This window comes from Paracoccus sp. L-17 (assembly GCF_056857655.1).
Map to the genome: position 1 here is coordinate 66,600 of NZ_JBSXNM010000031.1, position 19,657 is coordinate 86,256.

Here is a 19,657-nt window from a genome sequence, read left to right on the forward strand (position 1 = left end):
ACGCCATGTCAGACCAGCACCGCACCCTGCGACTGGATCGCATCCTGGGTATCGGCATCGCCCAGCAGCATTTCGTTATGCGGCTTGCCCGAGGGGATCATCGGGAAACAATTCTCGTGTTTCTCGACCAGGACATCCAGAATGAACGGGCCGTCATACTCGATCATCTGCCCGATCGCGTCGTCCAGATCCGCAGGGTCGCGGACCTGCGCGCCCTTGCAACCAAAGGCTTCGGCCAGTTTCACGAAATCGGGCAGGCTGTCGGACCATGACTGGCTGTATCGTTCGCCATGCAGCAATTGCTGCCACTGGCGCACCATGCCCAGGCGTTCATTGTTCAGGATGAACTGCTTGACCGGCAGTCGGAACTGCACTGCGGTGCCCATTTCCTGCATGTTCATCAACCAGCTGGCATCGCCCGCGACATTGATCACCAGCGCCTCGGGATGGGCCATCTGGACGCCGATGCTGGCGGGCAGGCCGTAACCCATCGTGCCCAGCCCGCCCGAAGTCATCCAGCGGTTCGGTTCGTCGAAATGCAGATATTGCGCGGCCCACATCTGGTGCTGTCCGACCTCGGTCGTGACATAGCGATCGTGGTCCCTGGTCAGCGCCTCAAGTCGCTGCATCGCGTGCTGCGGCTTGATGATCTTGTCGCTGTTGCGGAAGAACAGGCAGTTCTTCGATTTCCAGCCCTCGATCTTTTCCCACCATTTGCCAAGCGCCGCTCTGTCGGTCCTGCGGCCGCGCGACTTCCAGATCTTCAGCACATCCTCCAGAACGTGACCGACATCGCCGATGATGGGCAGATCGACATGGACCACCTTGTTGATCGAGGAGGGGTCGATGTCGATATGCGCCTTGACCGAGCCGGGGCTGAAATCGGCCACGCGGCCGGTGATCCGGTCGTCAAAGCGCGCGCCCAGATTGATCATCAGGTCGCAATCATGCATCGCCAGATTGGCCTCGTAGAGACCGTGCATCCCCAGCATCCCGATCCAGTTCTGGCCCGAGGCCGGATAGGCGCCCAGCCCCATCAGCGTCGATGTCACCGGAAAACCCGTCGCATCCGCCAATTCGCGCAGAAGCTGGCTTGCACCGGGCCCCGAATTGATCACGCCGCCGCCGGTATAGAGGATCGGACGCTCGGCCTGTTCGATCATCTCGACCAGACGGGTGATCGCGGCGATGTCGCCCTTCATCCGGGGCTGGTATTTCGACGGCTCCAGCTGCTTGGGGCCGACATAATCGTCGGTGGCGAACTGAACATCCTTTGGAATGTCCACCAGCACCGGACCCGGACGGCCGGACGTGGCGACATGGAATGCCTTGTGGATCGTCTCGGCCAGTTTCGCGGTATCCTTCACAAGCCAGTTATGCTTGGTGCAGGGTCGGGTGATGCCGACCGTATCGGCCTCCTGGAACCCGTCCGTCCCGATCAGGAAGGTCGGAACCTGTCCCGACAGCACGACCAGCGGAATCGAATCCAGCAAGGCATCGGTCAGCCCGGTCACGGCATTGGTCGCGCCGGGGCCGGATGTCACCAGAACGACACCCGGCTTGCCGGTCGAGCGGGCGTAGCCTTCGGCCATGTGGACCGCGCCCTGTTCGTGCCGGACAAGAACATGGGTGATGTCGTTCTGCTGGAAAATTTCGTCATAGATGGGTAGCACCGCTCCGCCCGGATAGCCGAATACGGTATCAACGCCCTGATCGCGCAGCGCCTCGACAACCATTCTCGCACCCGTCATCGTTCGGGACATCGTTTCCACTCCATCAGATATGTCATCGCGGGCCACAGCATCCAGCCCGCGCGTCGGCGCAAACTATGGTCGCTTCCGGAAAGGGTCAATGGGATCCGGCGGAGAAAATGACGCAATGCAGCCGGTAATTGTAATTTTCTTTCGTCGCTGACCGGCTCAGCGGTCGAATTGCGGCAGCGCGATGCGCGCGACCTGTTCGACGATCGGATCGACCGACAGCGGATGCGCTTCGTTCGAATGGTCCGCAGGATCGCCGATATCCTGCCAGACGCCGCCCTTGTAGATTTCCAGCGCGGAGAACCGGGCCTTGTAGTCCATCTTGCGGCTGCCCGGCACCCAATAGCCCAGATAGACATAGGGCAGCTTCGCGGCGCGCGCGATCTCGATATGGTCGAGGATCAGATAGGTGCCCAGGCTGGCGCTGCTCAGGTCCGGATCGTAGAAGCTGTAGACCAGGCTCAGTCCGTCATCCAGAACGTCGGTCAGGCAGACAGCGGCCAGATGGTCGTCGCCCGCGGCCAGCCTGACAGGCTCGCGCCCGTCGCAGCGATATTCGATCACCCGCGTCTTGACCGGCGTTTCCTCGATCATGGCGGCGAATTCGAAGATATCCATGTCGGCCATGCCGCCATCGGCGTGGCGGTGGTCCAGGTAGCTGCGGAACAGATCGAATTGCTCTTCGGTCGCCCAGGCGCTGGTCGCCAGCCGCCGCACCCCCTCGTTGCGGCGCGCCAGCCTCCTCTGGGTGCGCGAGGGCTCGAAATCCGCGACCCGGATCCGGGCCGACATGCAGGCGACGCAGCTTTCGCAACTGGGACGGTAAAGGACGTTCTGAGACCGGCGAAAGCCTTGTCGAGACAGCGCGTTGTTCAACTCGGCCGCGTTTTCGCCGTGCAAGGCGGTGAACAGCTTGCGCTCGGCCCGGCCATGCAGGTAGGGGCACGGCTGCGGGGCCGTGACATAGAATTGTGGCGCATGGGGGACGGTATGACGCATCAGTTGCGCCCCCAGCGACGGGATGACGGGTCAAGGCTTGCCATGCGCGAGAAACGTCCGGGGATCGCCTGATTGTTGCACTGGAGCGAAGCCTAGCAACGTTTCGATGACAGGCCAAGCATCGAAAGGGTTAACAGCTTCGCGCCGCACCATATTGCCCCCGCGGGTCCGGCGGCCCTAATCTGTGGCGATGAAATTCTCTGCACGCATCAGCCGCCAGCCCATCCCCGTCGATGACGACCGTGCGCGTCACATCCGCGAAATCTTCGATCCCGGGGGCGCGCTGTCCGACCTTGTGGCCGGAGCGGCCGGCAGCAGTCCGCATCTGGCCGATCTGATCGAGAAAGAGGCCGGATGGCTGGCCGGCGCGCTGGACGATGATGATGTGGTCGCACGCGAGACGGCGGGTTTCGAGGATCTGGACTCTGCCGCGCTGTCGGTTGCGCTGCGTCGGGCCAAGCGCCGGGTGGCATTGTTTGTCGCGCTGGCCGATCTGGGCGGGGTCTGGTCGCTGGAACAGGTGACGGGGGCGTTGTCCGATCTGGCCGATCGCGCCGTCGATCTGGCGCTGCGCGTCCATGTCGCGCAAGAGGCCGGGCGCGGCAAACTGCCCGAAAACAATGCCGATTGCGGCGGTGTTTTCGCGCTGGCCATGGGCAAGGGCGGCGCGCGCGAGCTGAACTACAGCTCGGACATCGACCTGATCGTGCTGTTCGACGAAACCGCCTATGCCGAGGCCGATCAGGCCGATGCCCGCGCCGCCCTGATCCGCGTCACCCGCAAGATGGCGGCAACGCTGTCTGACGTGACCGAACATGGTTATGTCTTCCGGACCGATCTTCGCCTGCGTCCCGACGCTTCGGTGACGCCGGTCTGCATCTCGACCGCCGCCGCGCTGGCCTATTACGAGGCCGAGGGCCGGACCTGGGAACGCGCCGCCTTCATCAAGGCTCGCGCGGCGGCGGGCGATGTCGCCGCGGGCCTGCGCTTCCTGCGCGATCTGCGGCCCTTTGTCTGGCGCAAGCACCTGGATTTCGCGGCCATTCAGGACGCGCACGACATGCGCCTGCGGATCCGTGATCACAAGAACCTGGGCGGCAGGCTGGATGTGCCCGGCCACAACATGAAGTTGGGGCGGGGCGGCATTCGCGAGATCGAATTCTTCACCCAGACCCGGCAGTTGATCGCCGGGGGCCGCGACCCCGATCTGCGTTGCCGCGACACGGTGGGCGGCCTGGCGGCCCTGGCGGCGAAGGGCTGGACGCCGGATGATGTGGCCGCCGAGCTGGCCGACCACTACCGCAAGCATCGCGAGATCGAACATCGCATCCAGATGGTCCACGATGCTCAAACCCATTCGCTGCCCAGGGATGGCGAAGGATTGGCCCGCATCGCTGCCCTGATGGGCGAGGCCGATCCGGCGGCATGGGCGGCGCGGCTGAAGGCCCGGCTGGCGCGGGTTCACGAATTGACCGAGGCCTTCTTCGCGCCCGGAGAGGCCCCCGATCGGCCTGAAATCTCGGCCGGGTCGCGCGCCGTCATCGATCGCTGGCAGGGCTATCCTGCGCTGCGCTCGGCTCGCGCCCAGCACATCTTCCGCCGGGTCGAACCGCAATTGCTGACACGCATGGCCAGAACCGGCCATCCGGAAGAGGCGCTGGCGCGGTTCGACAGCTTTCTGTCGGGATTGCCGGCGGGTGTGCAGCTTTTCTCGCTGTTCGAGGCCAATCCGCAACTGATCGATCTGATCGTCGATATCTGTGGCACCGCGCCCGGCCTGTCTGCCTATCTGGCCCGGCATTCCGCGGTGCTGGACGCGGTTCTGGCGGGCAGCTTCTTCGCGCCCTGGCCGGGGGCACAGGGCTTGCGGGACCAGCTTGGCGCGACCGTTCAAGCGGCGCTGACGGGGCCGGATGGCGGCTACGAGCGGGCGCTGGACGCAGCCCGGCGCTGGGCGCATGAATGGCATTTCCGCATCGGCGTGCATCATCTGCGCGGGCTGATCGACGCGGATGAGGCGGGCCGTCAATACGCGGATCTGGCCGAAGCCTGCATCGCCGCCCTGTTTCCCGTCACCGCCGAGGATTTCGCCCGCCGTCACGGCCCGCCGCCCGGCCGCGGCGCGGTCGTGCTGGGGATGGGGTCGCTGGGCGCGCGAATGCTGAACGCGGGCTCGGATCTGGATCTGATCGTGATCTATGACGCTGATGGGGCCGAGGCTTCGGAGGGGCCCCGTCCGCTCGCCGCGCGACCCTATTATGCGCGACTGACCCAGGCGATGATCACGGCCATTTCGGCACCCACGGCCGAGGGGCGGCTATACGAGGTCGATATGCGGCTGCGCCCCTCGGGGCGGCAGGGGCCGGTCGCGACGTCGATCCAGAGCTTCGAGAACTACCAGATGGACGAGGCCTGGACATGGGAACATCTTGCCCTGACGCGCGCGCGGATCCTGGCCCGGGCTGGCCGCGATGCCGCCGGGCTCGACGACCGTGTCGAAACGCTGAGAATCCGCATTCTGCGTGCACGCGGGACCGATCGTCGGGTCATGCCCGATCTGGCAGCGATGCGAACGCGAATCTTTGCTTCCAAAGCCCCCGACGGTGTCTGGGAGGCAAAGATCGGGCCCGGCCGGTTGCAAGATATCGATCTTCTGGCGCAATCCTGTGCCCTGCGCGCCGGCGATCCGGGGCGGGGCACGATGGCGCAACTGCGCGCGGGCAGGCGGGCTGGATTGCTGTCGGATGCGGATGCCGATGGTCTGACCTCGGTCTGGCGCTTCCTGTGGCGGTTGAACGCCTCGGCGCGGCTGCTGACCGATCGGCCGCTGGACATGGACGAGATCGGGCTTGGCGCGCAGGAATTTCTGCTGCGCGAGACGGCTCAGCCGGATCTGCCGGCGCTGAAGGCGCGACTGGCCGAAGTGACCGGCCAGGCGGCGACGCTGATCCAGGCGCAATTGCCCGATCCGCCGGTAGACGGTGCGGAAAGGACCGCATAGCCCCGTGCGCGCGCTTGCACAGTTTGGCAGGTCTCAGCCCGCGGCCTGCCGCAAATCGGGCGCGCATGTCGGCGAATCACTGTCGGCCGCCGGATCGGGATGCGGGACCAGGGCGGCAACGGGCGCGCGATCGGGGTCGTTCGCGACATCCGCAAGGCTCTGTCCGCCGATCTGACCCAGGACCGGCAGCGAGACGGTGCCCCTGGCGGGCGATGCCGGTGCGGACTCGGCGGTTTCGGTCGCGTCGAAGATGCCGTGCGCGGTCTTGTCCCAGTAGAAGGGCTTGACCACAACCTCGTAGATCGCCTTCCAGCCGGCCAGACATCCCAGCGGAAAATAGAGATGCAGCGTCGGCACCCAGGCCATGAGGTGCCGATGCTTGGCGCCCCGCACGGCCCAGAGACCGATCGCGATGCCGATTGCTTCGGAGGCAATGAACAGGCCGAACAGGGCAATCGCGGCCTGTCCGCCCCAGACCGTTTCCAGCGGTCCGCGCAACGGATGCGGCAGGCCAAGGCTCAGCAACCAGAAGCTCCACAGGACCGGGGCCAGCAGATATTGCGACAGGGAACCGAAGAACTGGATTTGGAAGGCCAGGAAACGTCGGCCGCCCAGATCGCGCCACAGCGCGCGCGGATCGCGCATGTGGACACCCCAGGTCATCGCATAGCCCTTGAGCCAGCGCGAACGCTGCTTGATCCAGGGAAGCGCGCGGCAATTCGCCTCTTCGTCGGTGGTCGTGTCCAGAATTTCCGTCCGCCACCCGCGCCGTGTCAGGCGCACGCCCAGATCGGCGTCCTCGGTGACGTTCCAGGCGTCCCAGGCGCCCACGGCCTCCAGCGCGTCGCGACGGAAGAACAATGTCGTGCCGCCCAGCGGAACCACGAGTCCCAACCGCGCGAGGCCCGGCAGAAGAACGCGGAACCAGGTCGCATATTCGACGGTAAAGCATCGCGCCAGCCAGTTGCTGCGCGGATTGTAGTAATCCAGTGCGCCTTGCAGGCAGGCGACATCCGGCGCGGCATGGTGAAAGCCGCGCGCGACCTTGTGCAGTTGATCGGAATCAGGGCGGTCCTCGGCGTCCCAGATACCCACGATCTGGCCGCGGCAGAAGTTCAACGCATAGTTCAGCGCCCGCGGCTTGGTCTGGATCGGCCCGTCCGGCACCTCGACCACCCGGATCCAGAAGGGCAGGGCCGCACCTTTCAGGGCGTTCCTCGTGACATCGTCGCTGGCCTCGATGACCAGCAGTATGTCGGTCAACTCGCGCGGATAATCCAGCCGCGCCAGCCGCGCAACCAGCTTGCCCGTTACATCGCTTTCCCGAAACAGCGGCACCATGACCGAAATCACCGGCAATGGCCCGGTCATCTGCGGCGCGGCCTCCTTGCCCAGGGCGATCGCGTGCATCCGCTCCAGTTCCTCGCCCCGCAGCTTCCAGGCCGAGAAGAAGCACATCAGCTTGAGCCCCGTCTGGCTGATCAGCGTCAGCGCCGCCCACAGGGTCAGGATCGCGATCACCGCGACCGGCAGCAGGAACAGTCCCAGTGTCACCGCGGCCATCACACCCAGGGCAAGCCGGCCGGCGAAAGCCTCGTCTCGCGTGCGGCAGCTCTCATGGGCCGGAACCCGCAACTCGGCCCGCCGGATCATCGAGATCCGGCGCGTGGCGAGGATCGCGGCCTGGGCCTGATCCTCGGTACACAGCAACATCCGGATGCGACCGAATTCGGGCGGCAATTGCGGCAGCACCTCATCGAAAAGGTCGGGCCGGGCGGTGGCTACCCAGGTCACGCCGCCGACCCGGCGCCAGGGCAGGATACCGTGGGCCAGACAGAATTCGGGCCCTGCGGCGTCGATCAGTCGCGGATCGGCCGGCATCGTCCGGGGATCGACGGCAGTGGTGCGCCATTGCCGCGACAGCGCGCGGATCAGCGCCTCCGGCGTGACCCAGCGATGCGCCAGAAGGATCGCGCCCAGACGCACATTCTGGCGCTGGCGCATGACCACCGCCTTCAGCAGATCGGCCGGATCGACCGACCCATCCTCAAGCAATATCTGGCCCAGGGGATTCCGATTGCGATCGGCCAGCGTCAGCCGTGATTCCGGCAAGTTCGGGGCCGGAACGGGAAACGGGTCGGTCTGGATCAGCGGCTCGGCCATGGACGATTCCTTTCGGGAACGCCCAGACGTGCCATGAAAGCCGTTAAAAAGAGGTTAAGTGGCGCGGCGCGCCCGCATGGATTGCGTGAAGCGGTCGAACAGATACAGGCTGTCCTGCGGACCCGGCGCCGCCTCGGGGTGATACTGCACCGAGAACACCGGACGGCCATCGAGGCGGATGCCGCAATTGCTGCCGTCGAACAGGCTGACATGGGTCTCGATCACGCCCTGCGGCAACGTCTGGCTGTCCACCGCGAAGCCGTGGTTCATCGAGGTGATCTCGACCCTGCCGGTCTCGACATCGCGCACGGGGTGGTTCGCGCCGTGATGACCGTGACTCATCTTGACGGTCCTGGCACCAAGTGCCAGCGCCAGCATCTGATGGCCCAGGCAGATACCGAAGATCGGCAGGCCGCGTTCCAGCAGCGACTGGATCATCGGCACCGCATAGCTGCCGGTCGCCGCCGGATCGCCGGGACCGTTGGACAGGAAAACACCCTCGGGGTCATGGGCCATGACCTCATCGGCGGTCGCGGTGGCGGGCAGCACGGTGACATCCGCGCCATGGGCCACCAGCGACCGCAGAATGTTGCGCTTGGCGCCGTAATCCAGCGCGACGACCTTGAAGGGCGTGTCTTCGGCCGCGGTGCCGAAGCCCTTGCCCCATTCCCAACCGCCTTCCGTCCAGCGATAGGTTTGCGCACAACTGACCCCCTTGGCCAGATCGAGCCCGACCAGCCCCGGCCAGTCGCGCGCCCTGGCGATCATGGCCTCGATGTCGAAACGTCCCCGGGGATCATGGCACAGCACGACATGAGGCGCGCCCTGACGGCGGATCGCGCGGGTCAGGCGGCGGGTATCCACGCCGCCGATACCGATCCGGCCGCGCCGCGCCATCCAGTCCGGCAGGTCCCCGGCCGCGCGCCAGTTCGAAGGCTCGGTCGGATCCCAGCGAACCACGATGCCGCTGGCGACCGGATCAGGGGCCTCGTCATCCTCGGGCGTGATGCCGGTATTGCCGATATGGGGGAAGGTGAAGGTGATGATCTGGCTGGCATAGGATGGATCGGTCATGATTTCCTGATAGCCGGTCATCGCGGTATTGAAGACCAGTTCGGCCAGCACCTCGCCGGTTGCGCCGAAGCCCTGACCGTAGAAGATCGTCCCGTCGGCAAGCACGAGGCAGGCGGTCGGTTCTGCAGCCATGGCGGGCACCCTCTGTCTTGAATCAGCCGGTCAATAGGCGCGGCCGGAGCGGAGGTCAAGTCGAAGGGCAGGGAACGGGCGCTTGATTCGCCGCGCCGCAGCGCCTACATGGCGGGGTCCATTCTGCCGCCCGGCGCGTCAGTCACGCGCGCCGCCCGGCGCATCCGTCAAGGAGAAGGCCATGGATCTGCGAGCCAGACTGCAAGCCGCCACGAAAGAGGCGATGAAAGCCAAGGAGGCGCATCGCCTGTCCACCCTGAGGCTGATCGCGGCCGCCGTGAAGGATCGCGAGATCGCAGCGCGCGGGCAGGATGGCGAGGGCGGCGATCTGCGCGAGGCGGACCTGATCGCGATCCTCTCGCGGATGGTCAAGCAACGTCAGGAATCGGCCAAGGCCTATGAAGAGGGCGGGCGGCTTGAACTGGCCGGAAAGGAGCAGCAGGAAATCGAGATCATCCGCGAATTCCTGCCGCGCCAGATGGACGAGGCCGAGACCAGCGCCGCGATCGGCGCGGCGATTTCGGACCTGGGCGCATCCAGCATCCGCGACATGGGGCGCGTGATGACCGAATTGCGCGCGCGACATGCAGGACAGATGGATTTCGGCGCGGCAGGGCCGAAGGTGAAGGAACGGCTGCTGCACTGACGCCGCGAAACCGCATGCGCCCGGCCGCGTTATCCGTCAGGAGGTGTAGCCATGCCCGCAAAATCCAAGGCCCAGCAACGCGCCGCCGGGGCGGCCCTGTCCGCCAAGCGCGGCGAAACCAAGGTCGGCGACCTGCAGGGCGCGTCCCGCGACATGTATGACAGCATGAGCGAAGACGAGCTTGAAGATTTCGCCTCGACCGACCTGGACGGATTGCCCGATCGCGTCGAGGGCGACTGACATCGCGAAACGCAATGGGGCGCGCGCGCCATGCGGCGCCTGCCGCGCCACTCACCCCTGGAAGGTACTTGAAAAGAGTGCGAGATTCGGCGCTAGCGCATGGCGGTCAGCCGGCGCTGCAGGTCGGCGCAGAGGTCGCGACGTTCGCCGGGGGTCAGAAAGGCGCCCAGTTCGATTTCGCGCCGGCCATCGGTCAGGATCAGGTAATCCTCGACCGGCCCGTCACGCAGAAGAACGCGCACCCAATGGGGATTGGTGTGCCATTCGCGCGGATTGCGGCCCGGGTCGACGCGCCGCAGATCCAGCGCATCGCGCGATAGCGTCATTTCCTCGACCGTCTCGCCGCTGCGATAGCTGCGCTGCAACGCGGTCCAGATCCCCCAGATGGCGAGGCCCAAAAAGGGCAGAAGCCCCCACAGAACGACCGTTCCCAGAACGGGCAGGATCGGTAGCAGCAACAGCACGGCGGTCGTGCCGATGAACCAGACGAAGCCGCGCCGGGGCAGCGACCGATAAGGCCATACCCTCAGCCGATAAGAGACGGCCCCGGACTCGTCCGGGGCCGCGTCATGCCATTCATAAGGCATCCTGCCTCAGTGCGCCTTGGCGTGATCCCAATCCTCGCGCTTGGGAAGCTGCTCGAACGTGTGTTCGGGCGGCGGCGAGGGCAGGGTCCATTCCAGCGTATCGGCATATTTGTTCCAGTAATTCGGCACGTTCACCGGTTTTCCGGCGCGCAATGTGTAGAACACGATGCCGATGAAGAACAGGAACGAGGCGAAGCTGATATAGGCGCCGATCGAGCTGATATTGTTCCAGAACGCGAATTCGACAGGATAGTCGATATAGCGGCGCGGCATCCCCTGACGTCCCAGGAAGTGCTGCGGGAAGAAGGTCAGGTTCGAGCCGATGAACATGGTCCAGAAGTGAACCTTGCCCGCCCATTCCGGATATTGCCGGCCGCTCATCTTGCCGATCCAGAAATAGACGCCCGCGAAGATCGCATAGACCGCGCCCAGCGACATCACGTAGTGGAAATGGGCGACGACATAATAGGTGTCGTGATAGACCCGGTCCAGCGGCGCCTGGCTCAGGACGACGCCGGTCACGCCGCCGACGGTGAACAGGAACAGGAACCCGAAGGCCCAGAGCATCGGGGTCTTGAATTCGACCGAGCCGCCCCACATCGTCGCGATCCACGAGAACACCTTGATCCCCGTGGGCACGGCAATCGTCATCGTGGCCAGCATGAAATAGCTTTGCTGGGTCAGCGACAGGCCGACGGTATACATGTGGTGCGCCCAGACGACGAAGCCCAGGATCCCGATCGACACCAGGGCCAGAACCATCGGCAGATAGCCGAAGATCGGCTTTTTCGAGAAGGTGGAGATGACGTGGCTGATAATGCCGAAGCCCGGCAGGATGATGATATAGACCTCGGGGTGACCGAAGAACCACAGGATGTGCTGATACAGGATCGGATCGCCGCCACCGGCCGGGTTGAAGAAGTTGGTGCCGAAATTGCGGTCCATCAGCAGCATCGTGATGGCGCCGGCCAGAACCGGCAGGGCCAGAAGGATCAGCCAGGCGGTCACGAAGACCGACCAGGCGAACAGCGGCACCTTGAACAGCGTCATGCCCGGCGCGCGCATGTTCAGGAAGGTGGTGATGATGTTGATCGCGCCGAGGATCGACGAAGCGCCCGAAACGTGGATGGCGAAGATCGCCAGATCCATCGAATAGCCGCCTTCGTTCGTGGATAGCGGCGGATACAGCACCCAGCCCACGCCCGAACCCATCTGATCCGAACCGCCCGGCGCCAGCAGCGAGGCGAGACCCAGGCAGGTGCCGACCACATACATCCAGTAGGACAGGTTGTTCAGGCGCGGAAAGCTCATGTCCGGGGCGCCGATGTGCAAGGGCATGAAGTAGTTGCCAAAGCCGCCGAACAGGGCCGGAATCACCACGAAGAACATCATCAGGACGCCGTGATAGGTGATCATCACGTTCCAGAGATGGCCGTTCGGCGTGCATTCCCGCGAGGCGTCGGCGATGAAGCGCGCGCCTTCCAGGCACATGTACTGAACACCCGGAAACTGCAATTCCATCCGCATGTAGACGGTGAAGCTGACCGAGATCAGCCCCACCAGACCGGCGGTGAAGATATACAGGATCCCGATGTCCTTGTGGTTGGTGGACATGAACCAGCGGGTGAAGAAGCCGCGCTGGTCTTGATGGTCGTCGTGGCCGTGTGCGGCTGCGTCTGCCATACCCGAACTCCCTGAGATGTCGTCAGCCGGTCGGGCGGACCGGCAATATCACGTCTTCTTTAGACCAGCCGCAGCGGCCGGGCAATGTCGCAAAGGCCCGAAAATGCGCGCCCCCGCGATGTTTGCACGTTCGCGGGGGCGTCCTTGGGTCAGTCTGCGTCCAATTGACGCATCGGCCGTCAGCCTATTGGGCCGCCGGTGCGACGCTGGCCAGATAGGCTGCGACATCGGCCTGATTCTTGTTCAACTTGAAGGTCATCTTGGTTCTGGCGCTCTGATCGCCGGTCTTTTCCTGGACGAATTTGTTCGGGTCGGTCATGTAGGCGGCCAGATCCGCCTCGGTCCAGACCTCACCGCTGTCTTTCAGTTCCAGCAGGGCGTCGGAATACTTGTATCCTTCGACGCTGCCGGCCGCCCGTCCGACCACGCCGTAAAGGTTCGGTCCGACCTTGCCGCCCTTCACGATATCCTCGCCGGCGGGCGACTGGATCATGTGGCAGGCCTTGCACTTGCGGAATTCCTTTTCGCCATTCGCGACGTCCTGCGCGAAGGCCGGAAAGGCGATCGCGGCCCCAAGCACCGCGCCGATCAGTGTTGTCTTCATAGGATCCTCACTCCAACCAATCATCTGGATGTCCCTGTGCCCGTTATAGCGCCGGCGCGACTCAAATCCACCCCGGTCGAAGGTCGCAGGCCAAATCGTGAAGACACGCCGCCTGCCGCCGCAGGTCAGGTGAATGCCCGTGAAAAGCTGTCCCGCAGCGCCTGATCCAGGTCGGACATCGTCACCGGAAGGCCCAGATCGACAAGGCTGGTCACGCCGTGACCGCTGATGCCGCAGGGCACGATGCCGTCATAGTGCCGCAGGTCCGGTTCGACATTGATCGATATGCCGTGAAAGCTGACCCATCGACGCAGCTTGACGCCGATGGCCGCGATCTTGTCCTCGCGCGGGCTGCCATCAGGCAGGGGCGGCTTTTCGGGGCGCGTGACCCAGACGCCGACACGGCCTTCGCGAACCTCGCCCCGGACGCCGAACCGGTCCAGCGCGGCGATGACCCAAGCCTCCAGTCCGGCCACGAAGCGGCGGATGTCGCGGTCGCGGCGATTCAGATCCAGCATGACATAGACGACGCGCTGGCCCGGCCCGTGATAGGTATATTGGCCTCCGCGCCCCGAGGGGTGGACCGGAAAACGGGCCTCGATCAGATCGGCGCTCTTCGCGCTGGTTCCGGCGGTATAAAGCGGCGGATGCTCGACCAGCCAGATCAGTTCATCCGCCCGGCCCGTGCCGATGTCGGCGACGCGCGCCTCCATGAACGCGACCGCCGGGTCATAGCCGGTCAGACCGTCGCTGATGATCCATTCAACCATAGGCGGCGATCTGATGCGCGGCGGCGGCAAGGTCAAGAGGCGAGATGACGGGGCCGGCGGATGGCCGGCACGGCGCGTCGCGGGCCGAGCCGATGCATGACCGGACCGTCCGAACCCACAGTCGAATCCCCCTTTTCAATCGCGCCGGCCTTCGCTATGACGCGCGGCACTGCCCGGATGCGGTCGTGGCGGAATTGGTAGACGCGCAGCGTTGAGGTCGCTGTTCCTTAACCGGAGTGGAAGTTCGAGTCTTCTCGACCGCACCAAGGCAGGCTTTCCAGCCATTCCGTGCCGATCCTCGATCCCTGTTCCGGGCTCTCGATCTGGTTGAGCTTGAATGGCGTTTCCGTCTTCCAATTGAAATTGCTAAAGAATTTTTCATCGCCTTCTTGCGTTTCATGGCCATGTCACGCTATCGACCTGGACCGAGGCGATTGCCTCCCTGGAAAATGACTTTGCCCGCTCTTTGCGATCACGCCGCGCTGTTCGATCGCTTGGAAAGCTTGGCAGGATTTTTCGCCCAGTGCGTATTGGTAAATGGGTTGTCGAGGTAGCTTTTGTCGATTTGGTTCCTGATTGAACAGGGCGAGACCCGGAAAGTCAGGCTGCTTGCGGCGTTCTGATCCTGACGGCATCGCGCTGATCGTCGCCGGAAGGCGCAATGGCGGCGTCCTGTTTACCGTCGGACTGGTCCTTACCATGCTGAAACCCCAGATCGGCGCGCTGTTGCTCGTCGCGGCGAGCGTTCTGTTCTTCTTCCGCAACAGCGACAATCTGCTGGCGCTGACGATCATCTGCGTCCTGGCCTTCGGAGGGTTGCATTCCTACGATGTCACGCTGGCGCTTGGCCTCGTTCCGCTCGTGACCACGCCGCTGCTGTTTGTCGGCCTGCTTCTTCTGTTTCGCCCGGGAAATCTTGCGAACGTGATCCCGGTCCCCCAGGACAGTTGGATCTTCCAGGGATCCATCTATGCGACATTCGCAATCCTGATCCTGTTGCTTGCCTGGCTGTCGCCGATCACGGCGCTTCGGGCAGGAGGGCGCGGCGATCAAGGCGAATGATCCATGGGCATTTTCGGCGGTGCCGTCCGCGACATCCGAAATGTCGGAATTGGTGTTGCCAGCGCCGCGCGGCAACGCTTAACCTCGGTCTCGCGCTGAACGAACAAGATAACGCAGGGAGAGCGCCCATTGCTGGACAATCGTGCGGGCGACGCATTCGTCGCTTTCGAACACGTGCAGAAAAGTTATGACGGGCAAACGCTTGTCGTCAAAGACCTCAATCTCTCGATCGGCCGGGGCGAGTTTCTGACCATGCTGGGTCCGTCGGGATCGGGCAAGACCACCTGTCTGATGATGCTGGCCGGATTCGAAACCGCGACCCATGGCGAAATCCGGCTGGCGGGCCGCCCGATCAACCAGGTGCCGCCGCACAAGCGCGGCATCGGCATGGTGTTTCAGAACTATGCGCTGTTCCCGCACATGACGGTCGGCGAGAACCTTTCCTTCCCGCTGGAAGTGCGCGGCATGGACAAGGCCGAACGCGACACGCGCATCAGGCGCGCGCTGGACATGGTGCAGATGGGGTCCTTTGCCAATCGCCGCCCGGCGCAGCTTTCGGGCGGGCAGCAGCAGCGGATCGCGCTGGCCCGTGCGCTGGTCTTCGACCCGGAACTGGTCCTGATGGACGAACCGCTGGGCGCTCTCGACAAGCAATTGCGCGAACACATGCAGTTCGAGATCAAGCACCTGCATGAAGAACTTGGAATCACCGTCGTCTACGTCACCCATGATCAGGGCGAGGCGCTGACCATGTCGGACCGGATCGCGGTCTTCAACGACGGCCGTATCCAGCAACTTGCCACACCCAGCGAATTGTACGAACGGCCCGAGAACAGCTTTGTCGCCGGCTTCATCGGCGAAAACAATGCCTTGCCCGGCACGATCGAAAAACTGGATGGCGACAAGGCGCTGGTTCGGCTGGACAGCGGCGACCTGATCGACGCGACCGCCGTCAATATCCGCGAATCGGGCCAGCGGACCACCGTCTCGATCCGGCCCGAACGGGTCGAGTTCAAATCCGAGTTGATGCCCGAGGGCGCGCATACCGTCGAGGCCGACGTGGCCGAGGTGATCTATATGGGCGACATCCTGCGGACGCGGTTGCGGGTGGCCGACAGCGATAATTTCGTGATGAAGTTCCGCAACACGGCCGGGCAGACCCGGCTGCAGCCGGGACAGAAGATTCGTATCGGCTGGCATCCCCAGGATGCCCGGGCGCTGGACCCGGTATGATCCGGCATGACGACTCGGCCCCTGCGGGCCAAGACCGGCGGCCGAAGTGCCGCGTCCTTCCTGACCAATAGCGGAGATTTCGATGAAGACGACTCTGGCCCTGACCACCGCCATCGCGCTTGTGACCGGACCCGCCCTTGCCGACGTGAACCTGCTGTCCTGGGGCGGCGCCTATGGTAACAGCCATCTTCAGGCCTATGTCCAGCCGTTCGAGGAAAAGACCGGCATCAAGGTGCGGATGTCCGATACCGACAATCCGGCCACGCCGATCAAGGCGATGGTTGATGCGGGCAATGTGACGACCGACGTGGCCTCGGTCGAATATGCCGATGCCGTGCGCCTGTGCGACGAGGGACTTCTGGAAATCATCGACCCCTCGATGCTGGCGCCCGCGCCCGACGGCACCCCCGCCGAAGAGGATTTCATCGACGGCGCGATCACCGATTGCTTCGTGGCGACCGATGTCTATTCGATGGTGTTGGCCTATGACGAGTCCAAGTTCCCGGACGCCAAGCCCGCCAGCCCGGCCGATTTCTTCGATCTGGAAAAATTTCCCGGCAAGCGCGCCATGCGCAAGGGTGCCAAGTTCAATCTGGAACTGGCGCTGATGGCCGATGGCGTCCCGGCCGATCAGGTCTATGATGTCCTGTCCACGCAAGAGGGGGTCGATCAGGCTTTCGCCAAGCTGGCAGAGATCAAGTCCGATGTCATCTGGTGGGAGGCCGGCGCCCAGCCGCCGCAACTGCTGGCCGATGGCGAGGTGACGATGGCCTATGCCTTCAACGGCCGCATCTTCAACGCCGCGCAGGGCGAGGGCAAGCCGTTCAGGATCATCTGGGACGGCCAGATCTATGAAATGGAGGGCTGGGTGATGCCGAAAGGCGCGCCCAACAAGGACGAGGCGATGAAATTCATCACCTTCTCGACCTCGCCTGAACCGCAGGCGCGGGCAGCGGAATTCATCAGCTATGGTCCGCCGCGCAAATCGGCCGCCGCGCTGGTCGGAAATATTGAGGGGACCGATCAACCGATGGGTCCCAATCTTCCGACGACCGAGGCGAACATGACCGACGCGCTTGGTTCGGACCTGGATTTCTGGGTCGATCATGACGCGGAACTGAACGAACGGTTCAACAGCTGGCTTGCCGGCTAGGCCGTCTCGGGCGCGGGCGCCGGGATGGTCCCGGCGTTTGCGCAAGACTTGAAGATTGAACGACAACGGCTTGGAAATGCCGGAAGTTCACGACAGGGAGTGCAAGATGAAGAAAGTTCTGATCCTGACCACAGCAATGGTCGGTCTGGGCCATGCGGCCCTTGCGGACGAGGGCGAGGTCAACGTGGTGTCCTGGGGCGGCGCCTACGAGATGTCGCAGGTTGAGGCCTATAACAAGCCGTTCAACGAAAAGACCGGCATCAAGGTCAACATGATCGCCGCCGACAACCCCGCCACGCCGCTGAAGGCCCAGGTCGAGGCCAACAACGTCACCGGCGATGTCTTCGATATCGAGGTTTCTGACGCGATCCGCCTGTGCGACGAGGGCGCGCTGGTGGAAATCGACCCGGCCAACCTGCCCGCCGCGCCCGATGGCACCCCGGCATCCCAGGATTTCATCGACGGTGCCTTGCAGGATTGCGCCGTCGCCAACATCTTCTGGGGCACCGTCATCGCCTTTGACAAGACCAAGTACCAAGGCGACGCGCCCAAGACGGCCGCCGATTTCTTCGACACCGAGAAGTTTCCCGGCAAGCGCGGTCTGCCCAAGAATCCCAAGCGTACGCTGTATCTGGCGCTGATCGCCGATGGCGTGGCGCCGGATCAGGTCTATGACAAGCTGGGCACGCAGGAAGGCGTCGACCAGGCCTTTGCCAAGCTCGACACGATCAAGAATGATGTCGTCTGGTGGGAAGCCGGCGCCCAGCCGGTGCAACTGCTGGCCGATGGCGAAGTATCCATGACCACCGGCTATAACGGCCGCTTCTTCGACGCGATGGTCGGCGAGGGCAAGCCCTTCGAGATCATCTGGGACGGCCAGTACATGGACATGGACATGTTCGTCATCCCGAAAGAGGCGCCCCATCCCGAGGCGGCGATGGAATATCTGAAATTCGCCACCGACACCCAGCGGCTGGCCGATCAGGCGAAATACATCGCCTATGGCCCGGCGCGGCAATCCTCGGCCGCGCTGGTCGGCATGTATCAGGACGGCAAGACCGAGATGGCGCCGCACATGCCCACCAATCCCGATCACCTGAAGACCGCGGTCATGGACGACCCGGAATTCTGGGCCGATCACGATGCCGAGTTGACCGAGCGGTTCAACGCCTGGCTGGCCGGCTCCTGATCCGCACCCGCCGCCTCCGCCCGCATGGGCGGGGGCGATACCTGATTTTTCGGGGAATTCATGGCGAACGCTCTTGATCCACATGCCGCCATCGTCACCACCGCCGCGGGCGAAACCGACGGGACGCTGACCACCGCCGACGGCCGCCCTCTGGCGCGCGCGCTGGCACGCAGCCAGCGCCGGGCCAAGCGCCGCGCCTTTCTGCTGGTACTGCCGCTGTTGGCCTTCATCCTGATCACCTTCGTGGTGCCGATCGGGCAGATGCTGCAGCGCTCGTTCTACAATGACGGCTTTTCGGCGAACATGCCGCAGATTTCGGCCTGGTTCGCGAACAATCCCCGCGGGACGCCGCCCGACGATGCCGCCTGGACGGCACTGGCCACGGATCTGCAAGCCTCGGCCGAAGAGCGCAGCATCGGCGTCGTCGGCACCCGGATCAATTATGACGTGCCCGGCACCCGGTCTCTGTTCACCTCGACCGGCCGCAAGGTCCGCCGCGGGTTGGAGCCGCCCTACAAGGAGACGCTGCTGGCCATCGACGAGCAATGGCAGTCGCCGCAATTGTGGAGCGCGATGCGCAACGCCGCGACCCCCTATACCGGAAATTTCTATCTTGCGGCGCTGGACCGGACGCGGGCCGATGACGGCAGTATCGAGCAGGTGCCCGAGCGCCAGCAGGTCTATGTCATGCTGTTCATGCGCACCTTCTGGCTGTCGCTGCTGATTACCGGCCTGACCTTTGTTCTGGGCTTTCCCGTCGCGCATCTGCTGGCGACCTTGCCGATGCGGAAATCGAACCTGCTGATGATCCTGGTCCTGCTGCCCTTCTGGACCTCGCTGCTGGTGCGCACGACGTCGTGGATGGTGCTGCTGCAACAGCAGGGCGTGATCAACGACCTGCTGGTCTGGGTGGGCGTGATCGACAACGGCCAGCGCCTGCAGATGATCTATAACCGCACGGGCACGATCATCGCGATGACGCATATCCTGCTGCCCTTCATGATTCTGCCGCTGTATTCGGTGATGCGAACGATCAATCCCTCCTATGTCCGGGCCGCGCGCAGCCTGGGCGCGACAAGCTGGACCGCCTTCCGCCGGATCTATTTTCCGCAGACGCTGCCGGGGCTGGGGGCGGGCGCGCTGCTGGTCTTCATCCTCGCGGTCGGCTATTACATCACGCCGGCGCTGGTCGGCGGCTCGTCGGGTCAGCTGATCTCGAACATGATCGCGACGCATATGACCGATACGCTGAACTGGTCCATGGCCGCAGCCCTTGCCGCGCTGCTTCTGGCCTCGGTTCTGGTTCTCTACTGGCTTTACGACCGGCTGGTGGGCATCGACAATCTGAAGCTGGGGTGAAC

The 19,657-nt window shown here is 64.1% G+C and carries 17 protein-coding genes and 1 tRNA gene; 10 read left to right on the forward strand and 8 right to left on the reverse strand.

The window, feature by feature from the left end; all coding sequences use genetic code 11:
• Positions 1-8: 8 nt before the first annotated feature.
• Together AC13CR_RS05850 and AC13CR_RS05855 are read right to left on the reverse strand one after the other, a co-directional pair.
• Entirely contained in the window at positions 9-1,763 is a 1,755-nt protein-coding gene (locus tag AC13CR_RS05850; RefSeq protein ID WP_292953806.1) for an acetolactate synthase 3 large subunit, read from the reverse strand.
• A 156-nt stretch (positions 1,764-1,919) separates the two neighbouring features.
• Complete coding sequence (locus AC13CR_RS05855) at positions 1,920-2,759, reverse strand: arginyltransferase (RefSeq protein WP_292953809.1); 840 nt, start codon at positions 2,757-2,759, stop codon at positions 1,920-1,922.
• Positions 2,760-2,949: 190 nt separating this feature from the next.
• Here AC13CR_RS05855 and AC13CR_RS05860 point away from each other — a divergent pair, with 190 nt between their 5' ends.
• The gene (locus AC13CR_RS05860) at positions 2,950-5,760 is read left to right on the forward strand and encodes a [protein-PII] uridylyltransferase family protein (RefSeq protein ID WP_292953812.1); all 2,811 of its coding nucleotides are present in this window, start codon (positions 2,950-2,952) and stop codon (positions 5,758-5,760) included.
• A gap of 33 nt (positions 5,761-5,793) precedes the next feature.
• On the opposite strand, the gene AC13CR_RS05865 is transcribed toward AC13CR_RS05860, so the two are convergent.
• Together AC13CR_RS05865 and carA are read right to left on the reverse strand one after the other, a co-directional pair.
• Positions 5,794-7,923, reverse strand: a complete 2,130-nt coding sequence (locus AC13CR_RS05865) for a glycosyltransferase (RefSeq protein WP_292953815.1) — start codon at positions 7,921-7,923, stop codon at positions 5,794-5,796.
• Between the two features lie 54 nt (positions 7,924-7,977).
• Positions 7,978-9,129: a glutamine-hydrolyzing carbamoyl-phosphate synthase small subunit gene (carA, locus tag AC13CR_RS05870; protein ID WP_292953818.1), complete on the reverse strand. Its 1,152-nt coding sequence runs from the start codon at positions 9,127-9,129 to the stop codon at positions 7,978-7,980.
• Positions 9,130-9,310: 181 nt separating this feature from the next.
• On the opposite strand from carA, the gene AC13CR_RS05875 reads away from it, so the two are divergent.
• Together AC13CR_RS05875 and AC13CR_RS05880 are read left to right on the forward strand one after the other, a co-directional pair.
• Entirely contained in the window at positions 9,311-9,775 is a 465-nt protein-coding gene (locus AC13CR_RS05875) for a GatB/YqeY domain-containing protein (protein WP_292953821.1), read from the forward strand.
• A 51-nt stretch (positions 9,776-9,826) separates the two neighbouring features.
• Entirely contained in the window at positions 9,827-10,015 is a 189-nt protein-coding gene (locus tag AC13CR_RS05880) for a DUF3008 family protein (RefSeq protein ID WP_292953824.1), read from the forward strand.
• Positions 10,016-10,107: 92 nt separating this feature from the next.
• On the opposite strand, the gene AC13CR_RS05885 is transcribed toward AC13CR_RS05880, so the two are convergent.
• The 4 genes from AC13CR_RS05885 to lipB all read right to left on the reverse strand — a co-directional run bounded on the left by AC13CR_RS05885 (position 10,108) and on the right by lipB (position 13,659).
• Positions 10,108-10,602: a DUF2244 domain-containing protein gene (locus tag AC13CR_RS05885; RefSeq protein ID WP_292953827.1), complete on the reverse strand. Its 495-nt coding sequence runs from the start codon at positions 10,600-10,602 to the stop codon at positions 10,108-10,110.
• A gap of 6 nt (positions 10,603-10,608) precedes the next feature.
• Positions 10,609-12,285: a cytochrome c oxidase subunit I gene (locus AC13CR_RS05890; protein ID WP_292953830.1), complete on the reverse strand. Its 1,677-nt coding sequence runs from the start codon at positions 12,283-12,285 to the stop codon at positions 10,609-10,611.
• Between the two features lie 184 nt (positions 12,286-12,469).
• Entirely contained in the window at positions 12,470-12,889 is a 420-nt protein-coding gene (locus AC13CR_RS05895; protein WP_292953833.1) for a c-type cytochrome, read from the reverse strand.
• Positions 12,890-13,014: 125 nt separating this feature from the next.
• Entirely contained in the window at positions 13,015-13,659 is a 645-nt protein-coding gene (gene lipB / locus AC13CR_RS05900; protein WP_292953836.1) for a lipoyl(octanoyl) transferase LipB, read from the reverse strand.
• 179 nt (positions 13,660-13,838) lie between these two features.
• Here lipB and AC13CR_RS05905 point away from each other — a divergent pair.
• The 7 genes from AC13CR_RS05905 to AC13CR_RS05935 all read left to right on the forward strand — a co-directional run bounded on the left by AC13CR_RS05905 (position 13,839) and on the right by AC13CR_RS05935 (position 19,655).
• A tRNA-Leu gene (locus tag AC13CR_RS05905) sits at positions 13,839-13,925 on the forward strand.
• The gene (locus tag AC13CR_RS05910; protein WP_293014993.1) at positions 13,896-14,213 is read left to right on the forward strand and encodes a hypothetical protein; all 318 of its coding nucleotides are present in this window, start codon (positions 13,896-13,898) and stop codon (positions 14,211-14,213) included. Before AC13CR_RS05905 ends, AC13CR_RS05910 begins: the two co-directional genes overlap by 30 nt.
• Before the next feature lie 55 nt (positions 14,214-14,268).
• Entirely contained in the window at positions 14,269-14,721 is a 453-nt protein-coding gene (locus tag AC13CR_RS05915) for a hypothetical protein (protein ID WP_292953839.1), read from the forward strand.
• A 129-nt stretch (positions 14,722-14,850) separates the two neighbouring features.
• Positions 14,851-15,954, forward strand: coding sequence for an ABC transporter ATP-binding protein (locus AC13CR_RS05920; protein WP_292953842.1), 1,104 nt, complete (start codon positions 14,851-14,853; stop codon positions 15,952-15,954).
• 82 nt (positions 15,955-16,036) lie between these two features.
• Positions 16,037-17,107 carry an ABC transporter substrate-binding protein gene (locus tag AC13CR_RS05925; RefSeq protein WP_292953845.1) on the forward strand — a complete coding sequence of 357 codons (1,071 nt, stop codon included), beginning with the start codon at positions 16,037-16,039 and terminating at the stop codon, positions 17,105-17,107.
• 106 nt (positions 17,108-17,213) lie between these two features.
• The gene (locus tag AC13CR_RS05930; protein WP_292953848.1) at positions 17,214-18,296 is read left to right on the forward strand and encodes an ABC transporter substrate-binding protein; all 1,083 of its coding nucleotides are present in this window, start codon (positions 17,214-17,216) and stop codon (positions 18,294-18,296) included.
• 60 nt (positions 18,297-18,356) lie between these two features.
• Positions 18,357-19,655 carry an ABC transporter permease gene (locus tag AC13CR_RS05935; protein ID WP_292953851.1) on the forward strand — a complete coding sequence of 433 codons (1,299 nt, stop codon included), beginning with the start codon at positions 18,357-18,359 and terminating at the stop codon, positions 19,653-19,655.
• Positions 19,656-19,657: the final 2 nt, after the last annotated feature.